Below are 17,236 nucleotides of genomic sequence, written 5' to 3'. Positions count from 1 at the left end.
GCGGAGCGAGCCGAATCGGCTCCGGGCGCCCCGCGTCGAGCACAATGACAACGTTGCCAAAGGCTGTGTTGCCGTGAGCTTCCTGTCAAGACCTGGTGCGGGGATCGACGGCCGTGCGGCAGGTGAGCGGCCTCGGGGATGCGGTCCGCCTCCGCCGGCGCCTCGCGGATGACCCTCGGTCCGCCGGGAGGTGGCCAGTGGTGGGTGCGGTCCTGATGTTCGCGTACGCGAAGTGTGTGCCGGGTGGGGGGAGCGGGTGTCTCTCCGGCGAGCCCGGTGCGGTCGGGGCCCGGACGCGGAGTGGGAACGTCGCCGGGTCGTCCGATGGGTTGTTGGTCACCGGCCTGACGGCGCGGCAGAGCGTGAAACGGGTACAGCGAACCGAAGCGACGGACTTCGTGCAACCCGGCGGTGGTCGAGGCGATGACAGTTACAGACGCGACGCGGTGGGCAGCTGGCTGAACCCCACATCGGCGCTCGGCCGCGTGCCGGCCGTCCTGGTCTGTGCCTACCTCGCCGCCGTCCACCTGAACGTCGCCGCCCGGCGGCAGGGTGCGCCCGCTCTGGAGCGCTGGTTTAGGGACCGGGCCCTGCTCGCGTCGGTACTGACCGGAGCCGTCAGCGTCGTGGGCATCTTCGTCCTCCGGCAGGACGCCCCCCGCCTGTTCCACCGGCTCAGCCACCGTGCCCTGGCACTGGTCGTGGTCGCGGCGCTCTGCGGCGTCGCGACCGTGCTCCTGCTGCTCCGCGACCGCAGGACGGGACTGCGCGCGCTCGCCACCGCGGCGGTCGCGCTGGTCGTCCTCGGCTGGGGCGTCGCCCAGTACCCCTGCCTTCTCGGCACCCACCTGCAGATCCCCGCGGCGGCGGCGCCGGAGGCCACCCTGAAGGTGACGATCGGCGTGGCGATCGTCGCGGGGCTCTGCATCCTCCCCTCCACTGCGCTCCTTATCCTCCCCTCCACTGCGCTCCTTCTCGTGCTCTCCGGAAGAGGGCGGCTCCAGCCGGCACCGCAGGAGGGTGTCCCGGGCCCGCCACTCCGCGATTCCTGAACCCGGGTCGGCTTCACCCCGAGGTCCGCCGGATCCTGCCGCGACCGGGGAGGTCTCAGACCTTCCGGTAGGTGTAGGCCTCGGCTGCCGCCGCCTCCACGGCGTCGAGGTCGGCCCCGGTGGAGGCCGTGACGACCGCGGCGACCGCGCCCTCGACGAACGGGGCGTCCACCAGGCGGGTGCCGTCCGGGAGTTCGTCGCCATCGGCGAGCAGCGCCTTCACGGTGAGCACCGCGCTGCCCAGGTCGGTGAGGACGGCGACCCCCGCGCCCCGGTCCACGGACGCGGCAGCGGCGGCGATCAGCTCGGCGCTGGTGCCGAGCCCGCCGCCCTCGGTGCCGCCCGCCGGGGCGACCGGCACCGCCGTGGCACCGCCCGCCAGCCCCTTGGCCAGCTCCGCGACGGACGCCGCGACCTCCGCGCTGTGCGACACCAGTACGATCCCGACCAGCTTGCCGTCACTCACCGGCCGCCTCCGCGAGTCCCGCGACGAGCAGCGCCGACGACGTGGCCCCCGGGTCCTGGTGGCCGATGCTGCGCTCGCCGAGATAGCTCGCCCGGCCCTTGCGGGCCTGCAACGGGATCGTCGCCTCGGCGCCCTGCTCGGCGGCGGCCCGCGCCGCGCCGAAGCCGTCGCCGAGCGCGTCGACCGCCGGCACCAGGGCGTCGATCATCGTCTTGTCCCCGGGCGCGGCCCCGCCGAGCGCCATGACCTTGTCCACCCCGGCCCGCAGCGCCTCGGCGAGCTGGGCCTCATCGACCTCGGCCGCGTCGCCGAGCGCCTTGCCGGTGCTGCGCAGCAGCGTGCCGTACAGCGGCCCGGACGCGCCGCCGACCGTGGATATCAGCTGGCGTCCGGCCAGCGTCAGGACGGCACCCGGGGTGGCGGGCGCGTCCTTCTCCAGCGCGGCGATCACCGCTTTGAAGCCGCGCTGGAGGTTGCTGCCGTGGTCGGCGTCCCCGATGGCGGAGTCGAGGGCGGTGAGCCGCTCCGCCTCACGGTCGACCGAGGCGGCGGTCGCCGCCATCCAGCGGCGGAAGAAGTCGGCGTCGAGCACTGGATCTCCTTGCGTAGCGGTACGGACGCGGGTCGGTGCCGGTCGGTGTCGTCTCTCCCTCACATGCCCCAGCGCAGCGCCGGTGTCTTCACCGGGGCGTCCCACAGCCGCAGCAGTTCCTCGTCGACCTGGCAGAGCGTGACCGAGGCACCGGCCATGTCCAGGGAGGTGACGTAGTTGCCGACCAGTGTGCGGGCCACGTTCACCCCGCGTTCGGCGAGCACCCGCTGGACCTCGGCGTTGAACCCGTACAGTTCGAGGAGGGGGGTCGCGCCCATGCCGTTGACCAGGACGAGGACCGGACTGCGCGGTGGCATGTCCTCCAGGACGGCGTTGACGGCGAAGTCGGCGATCTCGCCGGACGTCATCATGGCGCGTCGCTCACGGCCCGGCTCGCCGTGGATGCCGATGCCCAACTCCAGCTCGCCGGGCGGCAGATCGAAGGTCGGGGTGCCCTTGGCCGGGGTGGTGACGGCGCTGAGCGCGACACCGAAGCTGCGGGAGTTCTCGTTCACCTGGTGCCCGACGGCCTCGACCCGCTCCAGCGGCTGCCCCTCGGCGGCGGCCGCCCCGGCGATCTTCTCGACGAACAGGGTGGCCCCGGTGCCGCGCCGGCCCGCGGTGTAGAGACTGTCGGTGACGGCCACGTCGTCGTTGACGAGCACCTTCGCCACCTGGATACCCTCGTCCTCGGCGAGCTCGGCGGCCATGTCGAAGTTGAGCACGTCACCGGTGTAGTTCTTCACGATGAACAGCACGCCCGCCCCGCTGTCCACGGCCGCGGCGGCCCGGGCCATCTGGTCGGGTACGGGGGACGTGAACACCTCGCCCGGACAGGCGGCCGACAGCATCCCGGGGCCCACGAAGCCACCGTGCAGCGGCTCGTGCCCGGAACCGCCGCCCGAAATCAGCGCGACCTGCCCGGCCACCGGGGCGTCCCGCCGGACGATCACCCGGTTCTCCACGTCCACGGTGAGCTCGGGATGGGCCGCCGCCATGCCGCGCAGCGCGTCCGCCACCACGGTCTCCGGGACGTTGATCAGCATCTTCATACGGTCCTCCATCTAACACTAGCAGACTAGTCCCTGACCTGCGTCTTTGCAGGTCAGGGTGGATCTCTCCCAGTCTCGGTCCCGGCGGGACACTGCGGCCTGGAGCGGGGTGTGGCGAGGCTGATACCGGTCCGGTGCCGACTTGCGTGATGGTCCGTCAGGTCTGAGGGGCGGCTGTGATGGCGAGTGGCGTAGTTCTCCTGACCGCAGTATCGACCTTGCGCGCACGAAGGTCACCTGGGCGAGGCCTGCGTGCGCGGAGGGCGATGAAGCAAGAGAGGGGGGTGCGGCGAGCGGAGTGCCGGGGGAGATGCCCTCGCCGGCGGCCGGCCGTCACTTCTCGGAGCGGCGGGAGCAGTCGCGGAGGATTCTGCGCGGTCCGTCCCGCTCGCCGTCACGGTCACGGAGACATTCTCCGAGAGGCCGGAAGAGGGCGTCCAGGGCGACACCGTTCTGCTTCTCGACTGTTCTGCTTCTCGTCACAGCCGCGGAGACACGCGTGGGCCCGGCAGGGGCGAACACCCTGCCGGGCCGACACCGCCTGGATCTGCGCAGCGGTGTGATGAACGGGCCATGCGGTCCACTGCTACTTGACGTCGACGTAGTCCCCGGTGGCCGTCGAGGCGGCGGTCGTGGTGTTGGTGGCGAAGGAGAAGCGGTAGTAGCCGTCGGCCGTGGCGGTGGTGGTGGTCTTGAGCGCGCCGCTGGTGCTGCTCGTGACCTTCTTGAGGGTCGTGTAGGTGGTGCTTCCCTTCTTGCGGTACTGGAGCAGCACCGCCTGCCTGCCGTAGCCGGTGTACGTGCCCTTGTTCCAGTCGGCACGCTTGAGGCTGCCGGTGACCGTGATGGTCCTGCCCTTCTTCACCGGCTCCGGGGTGGCGTCGGCGGTCAGCTTGGACGCCTTCTTGATGTGAGTGGTGGCGACGTCGTCGTTGTAGCTGGCGTCGGCGTAGAGGTCGAACCCGCCGAGAAACAGCTTCCAGGTCCCTGCGACACCGTTGTTCTTCAGGTCGGAGGCGGCGTTGATGTGGAAGACGGCCTTGCAGGCGTAGACGCCCGTCTGGGTGGTCGACTCGGTGCAGGCGGGGTCGTCGTCGGTGCCCAGGGATCCGCTGATCGTGTCGGGGCTCGAACTGTCCGTGCCCTGCCAGAGGAAGGCTTCGGTGAGGGCGACACCGCTCGAACTGGTCGCTGTGTACGTCACCGTGACGGACTGCTTGGTGGTGGTGCCGAGCACGATGTCCTTGCCGCCGTTGATGACCGCCTTGGAGAACTTCATGCTGCCCAGCGAGGTTTCCGGGTGGACGGAACGGGCGGCGAAGGAGTCGAGCCCTGCCGTCGCCCCCGGACGCTCAGCCGCCTGGGCGGCTGCCGGAAGGCAGAGCGCGGACAGGGCGACGGCGCCGGGAAGGGCCACCGATATTGCACGTATACGCATGTGACACCCCGTGAGGTCGAAAGTAACCCGCCGGAGGTCTCCGAGCAGGTGTGCCGGGCGCGTGCGGCGCACAGGCCTCATGCGCACCGTACGTCGCGCGGCCCGTGGCTCGGCATCCGTGAAACCACGCAGTTCACTACGGGTGCGGAGGCGGGCTTCGCCGTGGATGTTCCGGGCTTTCGCCTGTCCATGCCCACGGCGGGGCGCCGTCAGGGATTGGGTCCGCCCCGGGTGAGGAGGACATGGGTGAGGGTTGCCCGGTTCGCGACGTCCAGCTTCCGGTAGATCTGTCTCAGGTGGGTCTCCACGGTGCGCACGCTGAGGAACAGCGCCTCCGCCACCCGGTGGTTCGTCATGCCCTTGCTGACCAGGTGGGCGATCTCCCGCTCGCGGCCCGACAACAGGGCCCAGGGCCCCTGCGGCGCGGGCGACCGGGTCTGGTCCGCGAGCTCCCGGCGCCGCCGCGCGACCGTGTCGGCGAGCCGTGCCGAGCCGCACTGGTCGGCCAGTACCCCGGCCCGGTCCAGCCAGTCGGCCACGTCCTGCGTGCGTCCCGCGCCGAGGGCTACCCCGGCCGCGTCGAGCAGTGTGCGGCAGAGCTCGATGCGTTCCCCGCCGGAGGCGAATCCCTCGACGGCCTCCCGTGCGCAGCGCAGCGCTCCGTCGACGTCGCCCCGTACGGCGTGGTCCCACATCCGTGCCCGATGCGCGAAGGCCCGTCGGCCGGCCGACGGGAGCTGCCCGGCACAGGACTCGGCCAGCTCCGCCCAGTGCGCGGTTCCGGCCGGGTCGGACGCGGCGGCGGCCGCTCTGGCCAGCGCGTCGCACCAGCGCGGCTTGCGCCAGCCCGCCACCCGGGAGAGTTCCTCGCCCCCCGCGGCGTCCAGCAGCAGCCAGCGGGCGTGTGCCGGGTCCGACGTGCCCGCGTGCAGGGCGAGTTCGGCATGGAAGCAGCTCACGGACACGGCCCAGGCGGCCTGCGAGCCGTCCGCGATCTCCAGTGCCCGGGCGGCCGACGCCTGCCAGGTGTGCCGGCCGCCCGTTCCGCCCTGCCAGAACAGTGTCTCGGCACGGACCATCGCGATGATCGCCTCCGTCACCGGGGCACGGCCGCCCGTCAGGATCGCATCGGCCCGGTCGAGCGTGGCCAGTGCGGCGTGCAGCCGCCCGGAACGCAGCTGGGTGTTGGACAGGACCGTGAGGACGTCGGGCTCGACATAGACCTGACCGGTGCGCCGGCACAGCGCGGCGGCCCGCTTCAGATGGCGTTCGGCGTCATCGAGTCGTTCCAGCATCCCCTCGGTCATGCCCAGTTGGAGGAGCGCGTCCAGGTTCGTCGACAGCAGGGAATCGCCGGCCGCGTCCACGAGATCGGCCGCGTTCGTCGCCTGCCGGCGTGCTTCGTGCTGGTCGCCGAGGAACAGGGAGGCGAGGGCCGCCTGCGCCAGGGCGTGGGACTCGCCGACCCGGTCGCGGTGGTCACGGGCCAGCGCGGCGGCCGTCTCGGCATGGTGGCGGGACGACTCATGGTCCCGCACCGTGTAGGCGTGGTCGGCTAGTTCGACATGCAGGGCGGCGGCGATGGCGCCGTTGTGTTCGGTCAGGGCGGCCAGCCCGGCCCGGGCCATGGATCCCGCCTCCGGGTGCCGGCCGCGGTGGCGTTCCAGCCGGCTCGAATCGGCGAGCGCGGCCGCCTCGTCCGAGCCGGTGATGGTGGACCGCAACGTGTCCAGCAGGGCGCGGGCGTCGGCCGCCTTGCCACTCAGCATCCGGGCGCGGGCGAGCAGGACCTGCGCCTCGTACCAGTGCTCCCCTCCGTCGGGCAGCACCGCGACCGCGGCCTCCAGGTGGTCCACGGCCGCCGTCGGTGAGTCGTACAACTCGCTCCGGGCAGCGCTGATGAGCGTGATGGCGTGGTCCGGCCGGCTCGGGTCGGCGACCTGGGCGACATGCCGGGCGCGCAGGGTGACAGGCGCGGTGCGCCGTGCCAGTTCGGTCTCGGCCCGCCCGTGCATGGCATGGCGCCGGCTCGGCGGCACCCGCTGGTACACGACCTCGCTCAGAGCACGGTGCCGGACGGCGAGCTGCGGCGCGCGCTCGGCGGGGCGGACGATGTCGAGCCGGGTCAGCACGTCCAGCGCCGCGAGAGCCGTCGGCATGCCGAGGTCGGCCACCGCCGCCAGCAGGTCCGGCTGGAACGGCTCGCCGAGGACGGCCGCGGCGTGTACGGCGGTGAGCGCGTCCTCGTCGAGCCCGGCCAGCTCGGCGAGGATCGCTGTCACGGCCTGGTCGTGTGCCGGGCCGCTTCGAGCGCCCAGCGCTTTGAGGTACAGCGGATTGCCCAGGGCATCGTCGTAGACGGTGTCCGCGTGCAGATGACCGCCGAGCAGTTCCGCCGCCTCCTCCCGGGAGAGCGGACCGAGGGGCACGGTGGTGAGGAGACCGGCCGCCGCCGCGCGCGCCAGCAACTCGGCGCTCTCGGACGGCAGCTGGCGGGGACGGTAGCCGAGGAGACACAGCGACGGCGTGCTGGCGGCGGACCGCAGGGCTTGCTCCGCCAGGAGTGTCCCCTCCTCGTGCAGGGCATGCAGATCGTCGACCACGACCACCACGGGCGCGCCCGGACGAGGTGTCGCGTCGGTGACCGCCTCCACGGGCACGACCGGGATTCCGTCGGCCCGGGCCCGGGCCGCCACAGCCGCCAGGAGGGTGCTCTTGCCGATGCCGGGCTCACCGGTCACCGCGACGGCCCGCCCGAAACCGGACCGCAACTCGCCGACGGCCTTCAGGAGTTCGCCGGTCTCGGCGGTGCGGCCCACGAACGCGGACGTCTCCTCGTCCGCCCGGCCGGACGCGGACAGGCCGCCGTACTGCGGATCATCAGCCATGACCGCAGCGTAGTCACACCGGTCGGGCCCGGTCCGGCCCGGCCGTCACTCCGTCTTCGTGCCCGCGTCCCGCCCCCCCCGGGGGGATAAGGCACCGCCGCAGCCGCCCAAGTTACGTGGTTTCACGGATGCCCAGGGTGATCACCCCGCTGGAATGCTGACTTCGGCACATCGCTTCAGCCGCGTGCCGTCGCTTCCGCGGCATGGGACCCATGCCCGGAGGACGCTCCACGCTGATCGTCGTGTGAGGAGGAGTCCAGCGTGTCCACGATGAACGGCATCGGCACCAAGTTCCTGGGGTTCGGCAACCGCAACCGCGACGGCAGTCACTACGCCACCCAGTGGTTCGTCGTCCTCGACCTGCCCGTGCTGCCGCTGCGTCGCTACCGGCTCACCGTCGGCAACAGCACGTACATACCCAGGGGAGCCGGCAGCCGGACCCTGACGCGGTACGTCCTGCACGAGGAGACCCGCCTCGACGGCGGGGAGATCATGCGCACCTACCTGGTCTGGTGGCTCCTGGGGCCACTGGTGGTGGCAGGACCGGCCGCCCTCCTGCTCTGGGCGATCAGCGGCAACCAGGACGGCGGCTTCGGCTTCTGGGCCTTCTTCCTGGCCCTTTCCCTGGCCTGGGTCGTGGGAGCGGCGACAGCCATGAACACCTACGGCCGGCGACGGCACGGACTTCCGAAGTAGGCGCCGGCGATGTCGCGTGTCCGCCGGGCCGTCCCGCCGGACACGCGTGACACGAAGCTTCGGGAGGAACACGAATGAGGGCACGGCAGGCCGTGCGGTGGGGAGTTGGGTGCCGGTGAACATGTCCCGCAGGACCGCGGGCCGCTGGCCGGGGATCGCCGCGTGCGCGATGGTCGCGGTGCTCGCGACCGGTTGCACCGACCGAGGCACCGATGCCGGAGCGGATGCGCCGGCCAGCCCCTCCACCAGCGTGTCAACGGTCCGCTCCACACCGTCGGCCGGTCCGTCGCCCACGCCTCCCTATCCGGTCGACGCCGACGGCTGTCACCCCGACAGGGGCTGGAGCCGACGGCAGGCCGCTGCCTGGCTGCAACAGGAGGAAGACCCGACCGGCAAGGTGGGGTTCGTGAAAAGCACGGCCGGATTCAACGGGCCGCTGTGCGAACCGATCACCGTCCAGGTCCAGTTCTGGCGGCTCACCTACCGTTCCGCGGTCGGCGCCCGGGCCGACGGTTCGGCGAGTTCGGCCCCCGACTACTACTTCACCATGGCATCCATGAAACACGTCGAAGTGCGCGTCGACGGACGCCGGGACGTGGCCGTGTCCCCGCCGAAGGGCTACTACTCGAGTCACCGCAGCCCCTGCGTCGGCGGCCTCGTGGCGTTCTACACCGGTGGCCCCCTCACCGAGAAGGAACTGCCGAGCAAGATCGTGTCGGGCGACAGCATACTGACGTTCGACTCGGTGGACTTCCACACGAATCGTGTGATGGACAGCAAGCTGGACAGCCCCGCCGACCCTGCTGTGTGCGATGCCGACGGGAAACCGACCAGGCCCACTTCAGCGCCTTCATTCCCCGGCTCACTTGTCCAGACCCCGTCCTATCCCCCCATTCAGGTCAACCCGAACCACACCTGACGGCGGCGCCGGCCCCGCGTGCGGCGAGCGACTGTACCGGGTGGGAACCCTTACACCACTTCTCAGGACGCGGCCCGCGCCCGCTCGCCTCCGTCCGCGAGACGGATCGAAGCGCTCGACGCCGGCAGCCGCGCCGCCATGTCCAGTGGCACCCGAACTCACTGCCGAGCGGCGGCCGCTGACGACTCCGGCCCACTCGCAGGTCACTGTGCAGGCCACAAGTCGGTCGACGTCATGGCCTAGTATCCGAATCGATGACAAAGGGCGTGATCGCTCGTGTGCACATTCACGGGAAGGGAGGGGCGCGCTTGCCCCCCAGAGATCCGGCCCATGCGAACGGCGTCGTTCTCGTCGGCAGACACCCGCAGGCCGAGCGTCTTTCCGAGGTCGTACAGGATCTGACCGACGGCAGGGGAGCGGTGGTGGAGATCCCCGGTGAGCCGGGGATCGGCAAGACCGCTCTGCTCGGCCTGCTCGCCGAGCGGGCGTCCGGGGCCGGTGTGGCGGTGGCGCGAGCCCAAGCCGCGCACGGCACGACTCGACCCGGCCAGGTCGTCAGGGAGTTGCTGGATACGCTCGACGTGCGGGAATCCCCGGTACTCCTTGTGCAGGCTGCGGGCGAACGCCAGGAACAGGTGCAGGTTGGTGATGTCCTTGGCCAAGTGGCTGGACCAGCGGACGGGGGCACCCGAGGCGTCGGTGGTCATGATGCGGACCAGGCCGCCCGCGGCTTGGACCTCCCGGACCTTCGGCCAGGGCAGGCTGCCCTGCCCGCGGGCGCTCACGGCCGCGCGGGAGAGCGAGAGCGCCCCGAACGGGACCGTGCCGCCCTCGCGGAGCGTCTGCAGCACGGCCGGTCCCTGCGCACGCATCACCGCGTCCTGCATCCGGGGACCCCAGACGCCGGGATCCTCGTAGAACTCCGTGATCCGCAACGGCCCCTGGCCGGGGGCGCTCGCCGAGTACGTGTACTTGCTCGGTGCGGGGCGGCCGTTGATGACCAGCTGGGTGATCTCCTGCTGGAGGCGCAGGGAGTCCCAGCGCAGGGCGACCGGCCCGCCGCCGGACGGCGGGTGCACGACCAGCCCCTCTTCGAACAGGTGCAGCCGCTGGGCGGCCCGCTTCCGGCTGAAGTCGGGGAAGCGGCGCATGGAGAACCAGTAGTACAGCAGCCCGGGTATCAGGAAGAACACCGAGAGCATGAGGCAGTTGAAGACATGCGCGGCGAACACCGCCCGCCCGAGGCGCTTCGGCGCGAACGCGCCCTGGAGCGCCCCCAGCCGGTGGCGGGCGGCAAGGTCCGCGACCTCGGGCGACGCGGGGGTGAGAGGAGTCATGAGGACGAGACTCCGAGCCACGTCCCCACGTGACAAGCGTGGGTCTACGTACGTCCGTTACCGGGTTTCTTGCACAAAGCCCCGGCGTTCACGCCGGGGATGAATGCATCTCAAGGCTGCTCTGAAGTGCACGTTAGAGCGGACGTTTTTGCTGCTCGATGTACTGGCGGACGATCGCCAACGGTGCTCCTCCGCACGACGCGGAGAAGTACGAGGGCGACCACAGATGCCCGTGCATGATGGCGCGGTTGATCCGGCCGGTGAACTCCTGCCGTATCCGGCGGGCGGAGACGCCCTTGAGGCTGTTGACCAGCTTCGAGACGGCGACCTTGGGTGGGTAGTGCACCAGGAGGTGGACATGATCGCGTTCGCCGTTGAACTCCTTCAGCTCCGCTTCGAAGTCCTCGCATACCTTGCGCATGATCTCCTCGCAGCGTGTCAGCATCTCGTCGGTGAACACCCCACGCCGGTACTTCGTCACAAAGACCAAGTGCACATGCATCGCCGAAACCACGTGTCTTCCACGCCTGTAATCATTCGGTCCATCCATAAGACCAATCGTAGTAGGATCTTGAATGTGCAGCTCCGCTACAACTATCGGGCCTACCCGGATGCCACCCAGCGCCGTGCGCTGGCGAGCGCGTTCGGGTGCGCCCGTGTGGTGTGGAACGACTGCCTGCGCGACCGCAAGGAAGCGCACGCGGCAGGGCTGCCGTACGTGAAGTCGGCCGAGCTGTCCCGGCTTCGCATCACCCAGGCCAAGCGCACCCAGGACCGTGCCTGGCTCGCCGACGTGTCGGCGGTCGTCCTGCAGCAGTCCCTGCGGGATCTGGACACCGCCTACAAGAACTTCTTCGACTCGGTCAAGGGCAAGCGGCAGGGCCGCAAAGTCGGCCCTCCCCGCTACAAGTCGAAGAAGGACACCCGGCAGTCGATCCGTCTCAACACCAACGCCTTCTCCCTCCAGGACGATGGCACCGTGTACGTGGCCAAGGTCGGCGGCCTCAAGACCAAGTGGTCCCGCCGACTTCCGGCCGCACCCACGTCCCTGACCGTCACCAAGGACAGCTGCGGCCGGTACTTCCTCAGCTTCGTCGTGGACACCGAGCCGGACATCCTCCCGGAAGTGGAGACCGACGCCGGTATCGACCTCGGTCTGTCGGCCTTCGCGGTCCTGTCTGATGGGCGGAAGATCGACAGTCCCCGCTTCCTGCGCCGGGCCGAGAAGAAACTCAAACGCCTGCAGCGGGAACTGTCCCGCAAGGTGAAGGGATCGAAGAACCGGGCCAAGGCCCGCATCAAGGTCGCACGCCAGCACGCCAAGGTCGCCGACCGGCGCCGGGACTTTCACCACAAGGCCTCCACACAGATCATCCGCGACAACCAAGCGGTGTATGTGGAGGACCTCGCGGTGTCCGGCCTCGGCCGCACCCGGCTCGCCAAGTCCGTGCACGACGCGGGATGGTCCGCGTTCGTCGGCATGCTGGAGTACAAGGCCATCAAGCACGGCCGCACCTTCGCCAAGGTGGACCGGGCCTTCCCGTCCTCTCAGGTCTGCTCGGCCTGCGGATTCCGGGACGGCCCCAAGCCCCTGCACGTCCGCCAGTGGACGTGCGGCGAGTGCGGCACCGTGCACGACCGCGACCACAACGCGGCCCGCAACGTCCTGTTCGAGGGACGCCGAATCGTCGCCGCCGGACGGGCGGAGACGCTAAACGCCTGTGGAGCGCCGGTAAGACGGGCACACGTGCCCGCACAGCGCGTTGAAGCAGGAAGCCTCCGGAAGGGTCAGACGACCCAGGCTGGAATCCCTGGACTTTAGGCCAGGGAGCACGTCAAGTATCTTCGGGATGCCCGGCCGCGACGGCCTCGGGCCGTGGAGGTCATGCGCGCGGCGAGCCCGTTTGTGAGGGCGGCGCCAGGGCCTGGAGTGCGGACAGGACGCCGTCGGTGACCGGGGACGGCGGGGCCGACTCGGGCGGCAGCTTGCGGAAGGCGCTCGGGGACATGCCGTAGACCGCACGGAACCGGCGCGAGAAGTGGTAGGCGTCGGGGAAGCCGCAGCGTACGGCTATGGCGCGGAGCGAGAGGTTGCTCAGCCACAGCAGTGGCTCGGCCCTGGCCAGGCGGAGCCTTTCGAGACCGGCGACGGGGCTGACGCCCAGGTGCCGCCGGCAGATCCGGGACAGCGTGCTCTCCGAGACGCCGGCCGCCCGCGCCAGCCGCTCCAGGGGAAGCGGGCGGGCGACGCCGTCCGACCAGTGGCGGCGGACCGCGGCCATCATGGCGAGCAGTGGCTCCGGGAGCGCCGGTGGGCCGGGGTCGGCGCCGTCCACGAAGGTGAGGAGCAGCAGCCGCAGCGTCTCCTCGGCGTGCCGCTCCCAGCCCGGCGGGCGGGTCGCGCCGAGCGACAGCAGGTACCGGCAGAGCGCGGCCATCGGATCTCGCCGGCCCGACAGGTCCCGGACGACCGGCCAGCCGGTGTCGTCGGGGCGTTCCGTGCCCCCTACGACCGGGGGCAGCCGGAAGTGCGTGTAGGCGTGCCGGGTGGGCCGGTGGCCGTCCCAGTGGAACGTGTCGCGCATACCGGGGCGCACCAGCAGCAGCGTGCCGGGCGTCAGGGGTACGGTCAGGTCGCCGCAGACCCAGCGGGCGCTGCCGTGCAGCAGCCAGACGAATTCGTACGATCCGGCGTCCCTGGGGCCGAAGACCGCACCGGCCGGGTAGTCGGCGACAGCGGGACCGAGCCGGGACAGCAGCACGGGGGTGGGCGGCGGTACACGTGCCGTCACGGCCTCACCGGTCGCAGCCCCCGGACCGGTCGCGGCGCACCCGGGGCCTGCGCACGTCGGCGGTGCCCTTGTAGGCGTACGGGTCCCGGCCCGCGACCAGCACGATGTCCCGGAAGTCGGCCTGGGCCATGGGTACGTCGGCCCCGGGGGGCGCCCAGGGGAGGAGGGACGAGGCGCTCATGTAGTGGTTGACCAGAGCCCTGCGGAACCCCTGCCGGCCGGTGTTGGGCAGTGACTTGTGCAGCAGGTAGCCGTTGAAGAGCAGCACCGATCCGGCCGGGATCTCGACGGGGACGGCCTGCGTCTCGTCGTACGGGAAGGCGTAGGACTCGACCGTGCAGTCGTAACGGGGGTCCTCGTGCTGTCGGTTGGGGTAGATGACGCCGGCGCGGTGCGAGCCCGGCAGGACCCACAGGCAGCCGTTGTCCACGGTGGCGTCGTCGAGGGCCAGCCAGGCGGCGGTCAGCGACCGGTCCCGGGTGGGGATGAACATCTCGTCCTGGTGCCACGCCTGGCCCGGCCTCCCCTCGGACTTGACGAACAGCATCGACTGCATCGCCTTGACGTCGGGACCGATCACTTCGGTCAGCGGTCCGACGACGGAGGGGTGGCGCATGGTGTCGAGCATGAGCGGCGACAGCTTGTGCGGATAGTGCACGCACAGGAACCGCCGTACGGTCTCGTCGTCGCTCTCGCCCGCGACCGGCGGCGGCGCGCCCTCGACGGCACCCCGCCGGCCGCGGCAGATCCGCGCGGTCTCCGCCCGCAGCTCGGCCACCTCGGCCGGGGTCAGGGCGTCCGGCAGCACCGCGTAACCGTCCCGGCCGAAGCGGGACGCGAGGTCGTCGTCGACGGCGTTCTCGGCCATGGTCCCGATGTTCCTGGACTTCGCGTCCGCATGCCATGGCTCACCCGTGCACAGGGATGGCGAATCCGGTCACTCCGCAAGATCGGATCATCTGTCAGAAACAAGCATGACAAAGGGAGTTCACGTGTCTTGACGCCTTTCGTCGCGTCCGAGTAGCGTCATTCGGCACTTGCTGATACGTATTAAGTGGGAGCGCTCATGGCACCTCCCGAACGACGTAGACGCACCACCCAACGGGACATCGCCCGGCGTGCCGGAGTCTCCCAGGCGACGGTGTCGCTGGTGATCAGCGGAGGCGCGGCGAGTGCGCAGATCGCGGAACCGACCCGCCGGGCCGTGCTGGCGGCGGCCGAGGAACTCGGCTATACGGCCAACGTCGCCGCGCGCAGCCTGAAGGGCGGCCGGAACCGGCTGCTCGGGCTCTACACCTTCGAGTCGGTGTTCCCGACCGACCAACGCGACTTCTACTACCCGTTCCTGCTCGGCGTGGAGGAGGAGACGGCACGGCAGGGCTACGACCTGCTGCTGTTCTGCTCCGGCGGCGGTGCGTCCAGCACGGCGACGGCCGAGCGGTCCATCTACGCCGGTGGCACCAACCGGCTGAAGATCGCGGACGGTTGTGTCCTGCTCGGCCGGAACGTCCGCCGCGAGGAGCTGTCCGCGCTGGTCCGGGAGGACTTCCCGTTCGTCTTCGTCGGACGCCGCGAGGTGGACGACGGCGAACTCTCCTACGTGGCCGCCGACTACGTCTCGGCGACCGCGGAACTCGTCGCGGAGCTGGCGCGGCTCGGCCACCGGCGGATCCTGTATCTGCGGGCCCCGGAGGACAGCGAGCCCACCAGGGACCGCGAGGAGGGATACCGGCGCGGGCTGGCCGACGCCGGGATCGCCGTGGACGAGGCGCTGATCCGGAGCCTGGCCGATCCGGCGGACCTGACGGTCGACCGGCTGGCGGGGTGGGCCGACGGACTCGGGATCACCGCGCTGCTGGTCGAGCCGACGGAGGACGACCGGCTCACCGGGGCGCTGGCGACGATGGCCGGCACGGAACGGGTCCGGTTCCCGGAGGACTGCTCGCTGGCCCTGCTGGGCGATCCGCCGTCCTGGACACCCGACTCCCGGAACTGGACGCGGTTCTCGCTGCCCCGGGCCCGGATGGCGGGGGAAGCCGTACGGGTGCTGATCGAGCTGCTCGACCAGGAGACCCCCGAGCCGCGGCAGCTCACGGTGCCCTGCGCCTTCGTACCGGGCGACTCGATCGGCCCGGTACCCACGGGTCGTACCGCCGGCAGGAGGCCGAGGACATGATCCGGATGATCGTGCACCGGCTGCTCATCGGAGTCTTCGTGATGTGGGGCGCCGCCTCACTGATCTTCCTCATCGTCCGGGCCGCACCCGGCGACCCCGCGACGGTACTGCTCGGCCCGGACGCCACCCGGAGCCAGATCGACCAGCTGCGCTCTTCGCTCGGTCTCGACCGGCCGCTCGGCGCGCAGTACCTCAGCTACCTCGGCGACGTCTGCCGGCTCGACTTCGGCCAGTCGCACTGGCTCGGCAGGTCCGCGATGGGCGCGGTCCTCGACCGGCTGCCCGCCACCGTCGACCTCACCGTGACGGCCACCGTGATCGCGGTGATCGTGGGGCTGACGCTCGGCATGCTGGCCGGGGCGCGGCCGGGCAGCCTGGTGGACCGGATGGTCTCGGCCTGCACGATCGCCCTCCAGTCGTTCCCGACGTTCTGGATCGGCATCATGCTGGTCCTGGTCTTCGCCCTCACCCTGCGCCTGCTGCCCAGTTCCGGGGTCGGCACCCCCCAGCACCTGGTGCTGCCCGCCGTCACCCTCTCCTTCCCGTTCGTCGCGATCATCGCCCGGCTGACCCGGACCAGCGTCGCGGAGACGATGGGCGAGAGCTACATCCGGACCGCGCGCGCCAAGGGGCTGACCGAGCGTCAGGTGCTGTTCGGCCACGCCCTGCGCAACTCGCTGATCCCGGTGGTGACCGTGGTGGGCGTCCAGGTCGGGGCCCTGGTCGGCGGCGCCGTGATCGTCGAGAACGTGTTCGCCTGGCCCGGCCTCGGATCGCTGGTGGTGGAGGCGGTCGCCAACCGCGACTACACGGTCGTACAGGGCGCGACCCTGCTCATCGCCGGCATCGTCGTCGTGCTCAACCTGATGGCCGATCTGCTCATCGCCCAGCTGGATCCGCGGATCCGGACGGGAGCCGTCTGATGGCCGACCTCACCGTCGCCGTCGAGCAGCCGACGACGACTCCGCGGCAGGCCCGGCGCCCGCTCCTGTCCCGGGTCCCCGCCGTGGTCGTGGGCTGCTACCTGCTGGTGGCCGTCGTCGGGCCCCTGCTGATCCACTACGACCCGGTGCGCACCTCCCTGGACGACCGGCTGCTCGCCCCCGGCTCCAAGGTGTCCACCGGGGGCACGGCCTGGCTCGGCACCGACGGACTCGGCCGCGACATGTTCGCCCAGATCGTCTACGGGGCCCGGACGGCGGTGCTCATCGGCGTGTCCACGGTCGCGCTGTCCTGCCTCGTCGGGGGCCTCCTCGGTGCGGTCGCCGGCTACTTCCGCGGCGTCGCCGACGCCGTACTCGCCCGGATCTTCGACGTCCTGCTGGCGTTCCCCGCGATCCTGCTGGCGATCGTGATCGCGGGCGCCTTCGAACGCAGTGTCCTGCTGGTCGTCGTCGCGCTCTCGGCGACCGGCTGGATCGGCTTCGCCCGCGTCACCCGGGGCATCGCGCTCTCCCTCAGGGAACGGCCGTGGGTCGACGCCGCCCGGGTGCTCGGAGTGCCCGGCCGGACCGTCCTCGCCCGGCACGTGCTCCCGTTCACGGCCGGACCGATCGTCGCCCTCGCCACGCTCGAGTTCGCTCTGGTGGTGCTGGCGGAGGCGGGGCTCAGCTTCCTCGGCATCGGGCTGCCCCTCTCGACGGTGTCGTGGGGGCAGACCATCGCCAACGGCAAGGAGTACCTCGAAACGCAGTGGTGGATCTCCACCCTGCCGGGCATCGCCCTGTCCCTCCTGATCGTCAACGTGGGCATCCTCGGCGACCAGCTCACCGCCCGCTACGGGCGTGGCCGCTCCGACTGAAACACACCAGGTACAGCGCCTCACCCA

16 protein-coding genes are annotated in these 17,236 nt (G+C 71.0%); 7 read left to right on the top strand and 9 right to left on the bottom strand.

The window, feature by feature from the left end; all coding sequences use genetic code 11:
• Nucleotides 1-215: 215 nt before the first annotated feature.
• Nucleotides 216-1,052, top strand: a complete 837-nt coding sequence (locus tag ACZ4UV_RS22720; protein ID WP_467840720.1) for a cytochrome d ubiquinol oxidase subunit II — start codon at nt 216-218, stop codon at nt 1,050-1,052.
• 55 nt (nt 1,053-1,107) lie between these two features.
• Here ACZ4UV_RS22720 and ACZ4UV_RS22715 read toward each other — a convergent pair whose 3' ends face one another.
• The 5 genes from ACZ4UV_RS22715 to ACZ4UV_RS22695 all read right to left on the bottom strand — a co-directional run bounded on the left by ACZ4UV_RS22715 (nt 1,108) and on the right by ACZ4UV_RS22695 (nt 7,488).
• Entirely contained in the window at nt 1,108-1,518 is a 411-nt protein-coding gene (locus tag ACZ4UV_RS22715; protein ID WP_451016537.1) for a PTS-dependent dihydroxyacetone kinase phosphotransferase subunit DhaM, read from the bottom strand.
• Nucleotides 1,511-2,110 carry a dihydroxyacetone kinase subunit DhaL gene (gene dhaL, locus ACZ4UV_RS22710; protein WP_390039335.1) on the bottom strand — a complete coding sequence of 200 codons (600 nt, stop codon included), beginning with the start codon at nt 2,108-2,110 and terminating at the stop codon, nt 1,511-1,513. The genes ACZ4UV_RS22715 and dhaL overlap by 8 nt, the downstream gene beginning before the upstream one ends.
• A gap of 59 nt (nt 2,111-2,169) precedes the next feature.
• A complete protein-coding gene (gene dhaK / locus ACZ4UV_RS22705; RefSeq protein WP_451016536.1) occupies nt 2,170-3,162 on the bottom strand; it encodes a dihydroxyacetone kinase subunit DhaK in 993 nt (330 codons plus the stop codon).
• A gap of 586 nt (nt 3,163-3,748) precedes the next feature.
• Nucleotides 3,749-4,600 (bottom strand): hypothetical protein, encoded by an 852-nt coding sequence (locus ACZ4UV_RS22700; RefSeq protein ID WP_451016535.1) that lies wholly within the window; start codon nt 4,598-4,600, stop codon nt 3,749-3,751.
• 209 nt (nt 4,601-4,809) lie between these two features.
• The gene (locus ACZ4UV_RS22695) at nt 4,810-7,488 is read right to left on the bottom strand and encodes a helix-turn-helix transcriptional regulator (protein ID WP_467840157.1); all 2,679 of its coding nucleotides are present in this window, start codon (nt 7,486-7,488) and stop codon (nt 4,810-4,812) included.
• 261 nt (nt 7,489-7,749) lie between these two features.
• On the opposite strand from ACZ4UV_RS22695, the gene ACZ4UV_RS22690 reads away from it, so the two are divergent.
• Both ACZ4UV_RS22690 and ACZ4UV_RS22685 read left to right on the top strand, forming a co-directional pair.
• The gene (locus ACZ4UV_RS22690) at nt 7,750-8,184 is read left to right on the top strand and encodes a hypothetical protein (RefSeq protein ID WP_467840154.1); all 435 of its coding nucleotides are present in this window, start codon (nt 7,750-7,752) and stop codon (nt 8,182-8,184) included.
• 169 nt (nt 8,185-8,353) lie between these two features.
• A complete protein-coding gene (locus tag ACZ4UV_RS22685) occupies nt 8,354-9,103 on the top strand; it encodes a hypothetical protein (protein ID WP_467840152.1) in 750 nt (249 codons plus the stop codon).
• A gap of 239 nt (nt 9,104-9,342) precedes the next feature.
• Here the strand turns inward: ACZ4UV_RS22685 and ACZ4UV_RS22680 are convergent, their stop codons facing one another.
• Nucleotides 9,343-10,440 (bottom strand): DUF6585 family protein, encoded by a 1,098-nt coding sequence (locus tag ACZ4UV_RS22680; protein WP_467840150.1) that lies wholly within the window; start codon nt 10,438-10,440, stop codon nt 9,343-9,345.
• Between the two features lie 133 nt (nt 10,441-10,573).
• Nucleotides 10,574-10,990: an IS200/IS605 family transposase gene (gene tnpA / locus ACZ4UV_RS22675; RefSeq protein ID WP_351499878.1), complete on the bottom strand. Its 417-nt coding sequence runs from the start codon at nt 10,988-10,990 to the stop codon at nt 10,574-10,576.
• Between the two features lie 27 nt (nt 10,991-11,017).
• Between tnpA and ACZ4UV_RS22670 the strand changes: the two genes are divergently transcribed.
• The gene (locus tag ACZ4UV_RS22670) at nt 11,018-12,262 is read left to right on the top strand and encodes an RNA-guided endonuclease InsQ/TnpB family protein (protein WP_467840147.1); all 1,245 of its coding nucleotides are present in this window, start codon (nt 11,018-11,020) and stop codon (nt 12,260-12,262) included.
• Nucleotides 12,263-12,323: 61 nt separating this feature from the next.
• Here the strand turns inward: ACZ4UV_RS22670 and ACZ4UV_RS22665 are convergent, their stop codons facing one another.
• Nucleotides 12,324-13,232 carry a helix-turn-helix transcriptional regulator gene (locus ACZ4UV_RS22665; protein ID WP_467840144.1) on the bottom strand — a complete coding sequence of 303 codons (909 nt, stop codon included), beginning with the start codon at nt 13,230-13,232 and terminating at the stop codon, nt 12,324-12,326.
• Nucleotides 13,233-13,236: 4 nt separating this feature from the next.
• Nucleotides 13,237-14,100 carry a phytanoyl-CoA dioxygenase family protein gene (locus ACZ4UV_RS22660; RefSeq protein WP_467840141.1) on the bottom strand — a complete coding sequence of 288 codons (864 nt, stop codon included), beginning with the start codon at nt 14,098-14,100 and terminating at the stop codon, nt 13,237-13,239.
• A 198-nt stretch (nt 14,101-14,298) separates the two neighbouring features.
• Here ACZ4UV_RS22660 and ACZ4UV_RS22655 point away from each other — a divergent pair, with 198 nt between their 5' ends.
• From ACZ4UV_RS22655 to ACZ4UV_RS22645, 3 genes are read left to right on the top strand one after another with little or no spacing between them, the layout of a single operon-like run.
• A complete protein-coding gene (locus tag ACZ4UV_RS22655) occupies nt 14,299-15,408 on the top strand; it encodes a LacI family DNA-binding transcriptional regulator (RefSeq protein WP_467840139.1) in 1,110 nt (369 codons plus the stop codon).
• Entirely contained in the window at nt 15,405-16,331 is a 927-nt protein-coding gene (locus ACZ4UV_RS22650) for an ABC transporter permease (protein ID WP_451016529.1), read from the top strand. Before ACZ4UV_RS22655 ends, ACZ4UV_RS22650 begins: the two co-directional genes overlap by 4 nt.
• A complete protein-coding gene (locus ACZ4UV_RS22645; RefSeq protein WP_467840136.1) occupies nt 16,331-17,209 on the top strand; it encodes an ABC transporter permease in 879 nt (292 codons plus the stop codon). Before ACZ4UV_RS22650 ends, ACZ4UV_RS22645 begins: the two co-directional genes overlap by 1 nt.
• The last annotated feature ends 27 nt before the right edge of the window (nt 17,210-17,236 follow it).

This window comes from Streptomyces sp. NPDC028289 (assembly GCF_055565975.1).
Note: the sequence above shows the minus strand (reverse complement) of the source record. Positions and strands in the feature narration are given on the sequence as shown.

Coding starts and splice junctions, on each gene's coding strand:
- ACZ4UV_RS22645 (WP_467840136.1), top strand. CDS start 16,331: ATGGCCGACCTCACCGTCGCCGTCGAGCAGCCGACGACGACTCCGCGG.
- ACZ4UV_RS22700 (WP_451016535.1), bottom strand. CDS start 4,600: ATGCGTATACGTGCAATATCGGTGGCCCTTCCCGGCGCCGTCGCCCTG.
- ACZ4UV_RS22655 (WP_467840139.1), top strand. CDS start 14,299: ATGGCACCTCCCGAACGACGTAGACGCACCACCCAACGGGACATCGCC.
- ACZ4UV_RS22680 (WP_467840150.1), bottom strand. CDS start 10,440: ATGACTCCTCTCACCCCCGCGTCGCCCGAGGTCGCGGACCTTGCCGCC.
- ACZ4UV_RS22650 (WP_451016529.1), top strand. CDS start 15,405: ATGATCCGGATGATCGTGCACCGGCTGCTCATCGGAGTCTTCGTGATG.
- dhaK (WP_451016536.1), bottom strand. CDS start 3,162: ATGAAGATGCTGATCAACGTCCCGGAGACCGTGGTGGCGGACGCGCTG.
- tnpA (WP_351499878.1), bottom strand. CDS start 10,990: ATGGATGGACCGAATGATTACAGGCGTGGAAGACACGTGGTTTCGGCG.
- ACZ4UV_RS22685 (WP_467840152.1), top strand. CDS start 8,354: ATGGTCGCGGTGCTCGCGACCGGTTGCACCGACCGAGGCACCGATGCC.
- ACZ4UV_RS22695 (WP_467840157.1), bottom strand. CDS start 7,488: ATGGCTGATGATCCGCAGTACGGCGGCCTGTCCGCGTCCGGCCGGGCG.
- ACZ4UV_RS22720 (WP_467840720.1), top strand. CDS start 216: ATGTTCGCGTACGCGAAGTGTGTGCCGGGTGGGGGGAGCGGGTGTCTC.
- ACZ4UV_RS22660 (WP_467840141.1), bottom strand. CDS start 14,100: ATGGCCGAGAACGCCGTCGACGACGACCTCGCGTCCCGCTTCGGCCGG.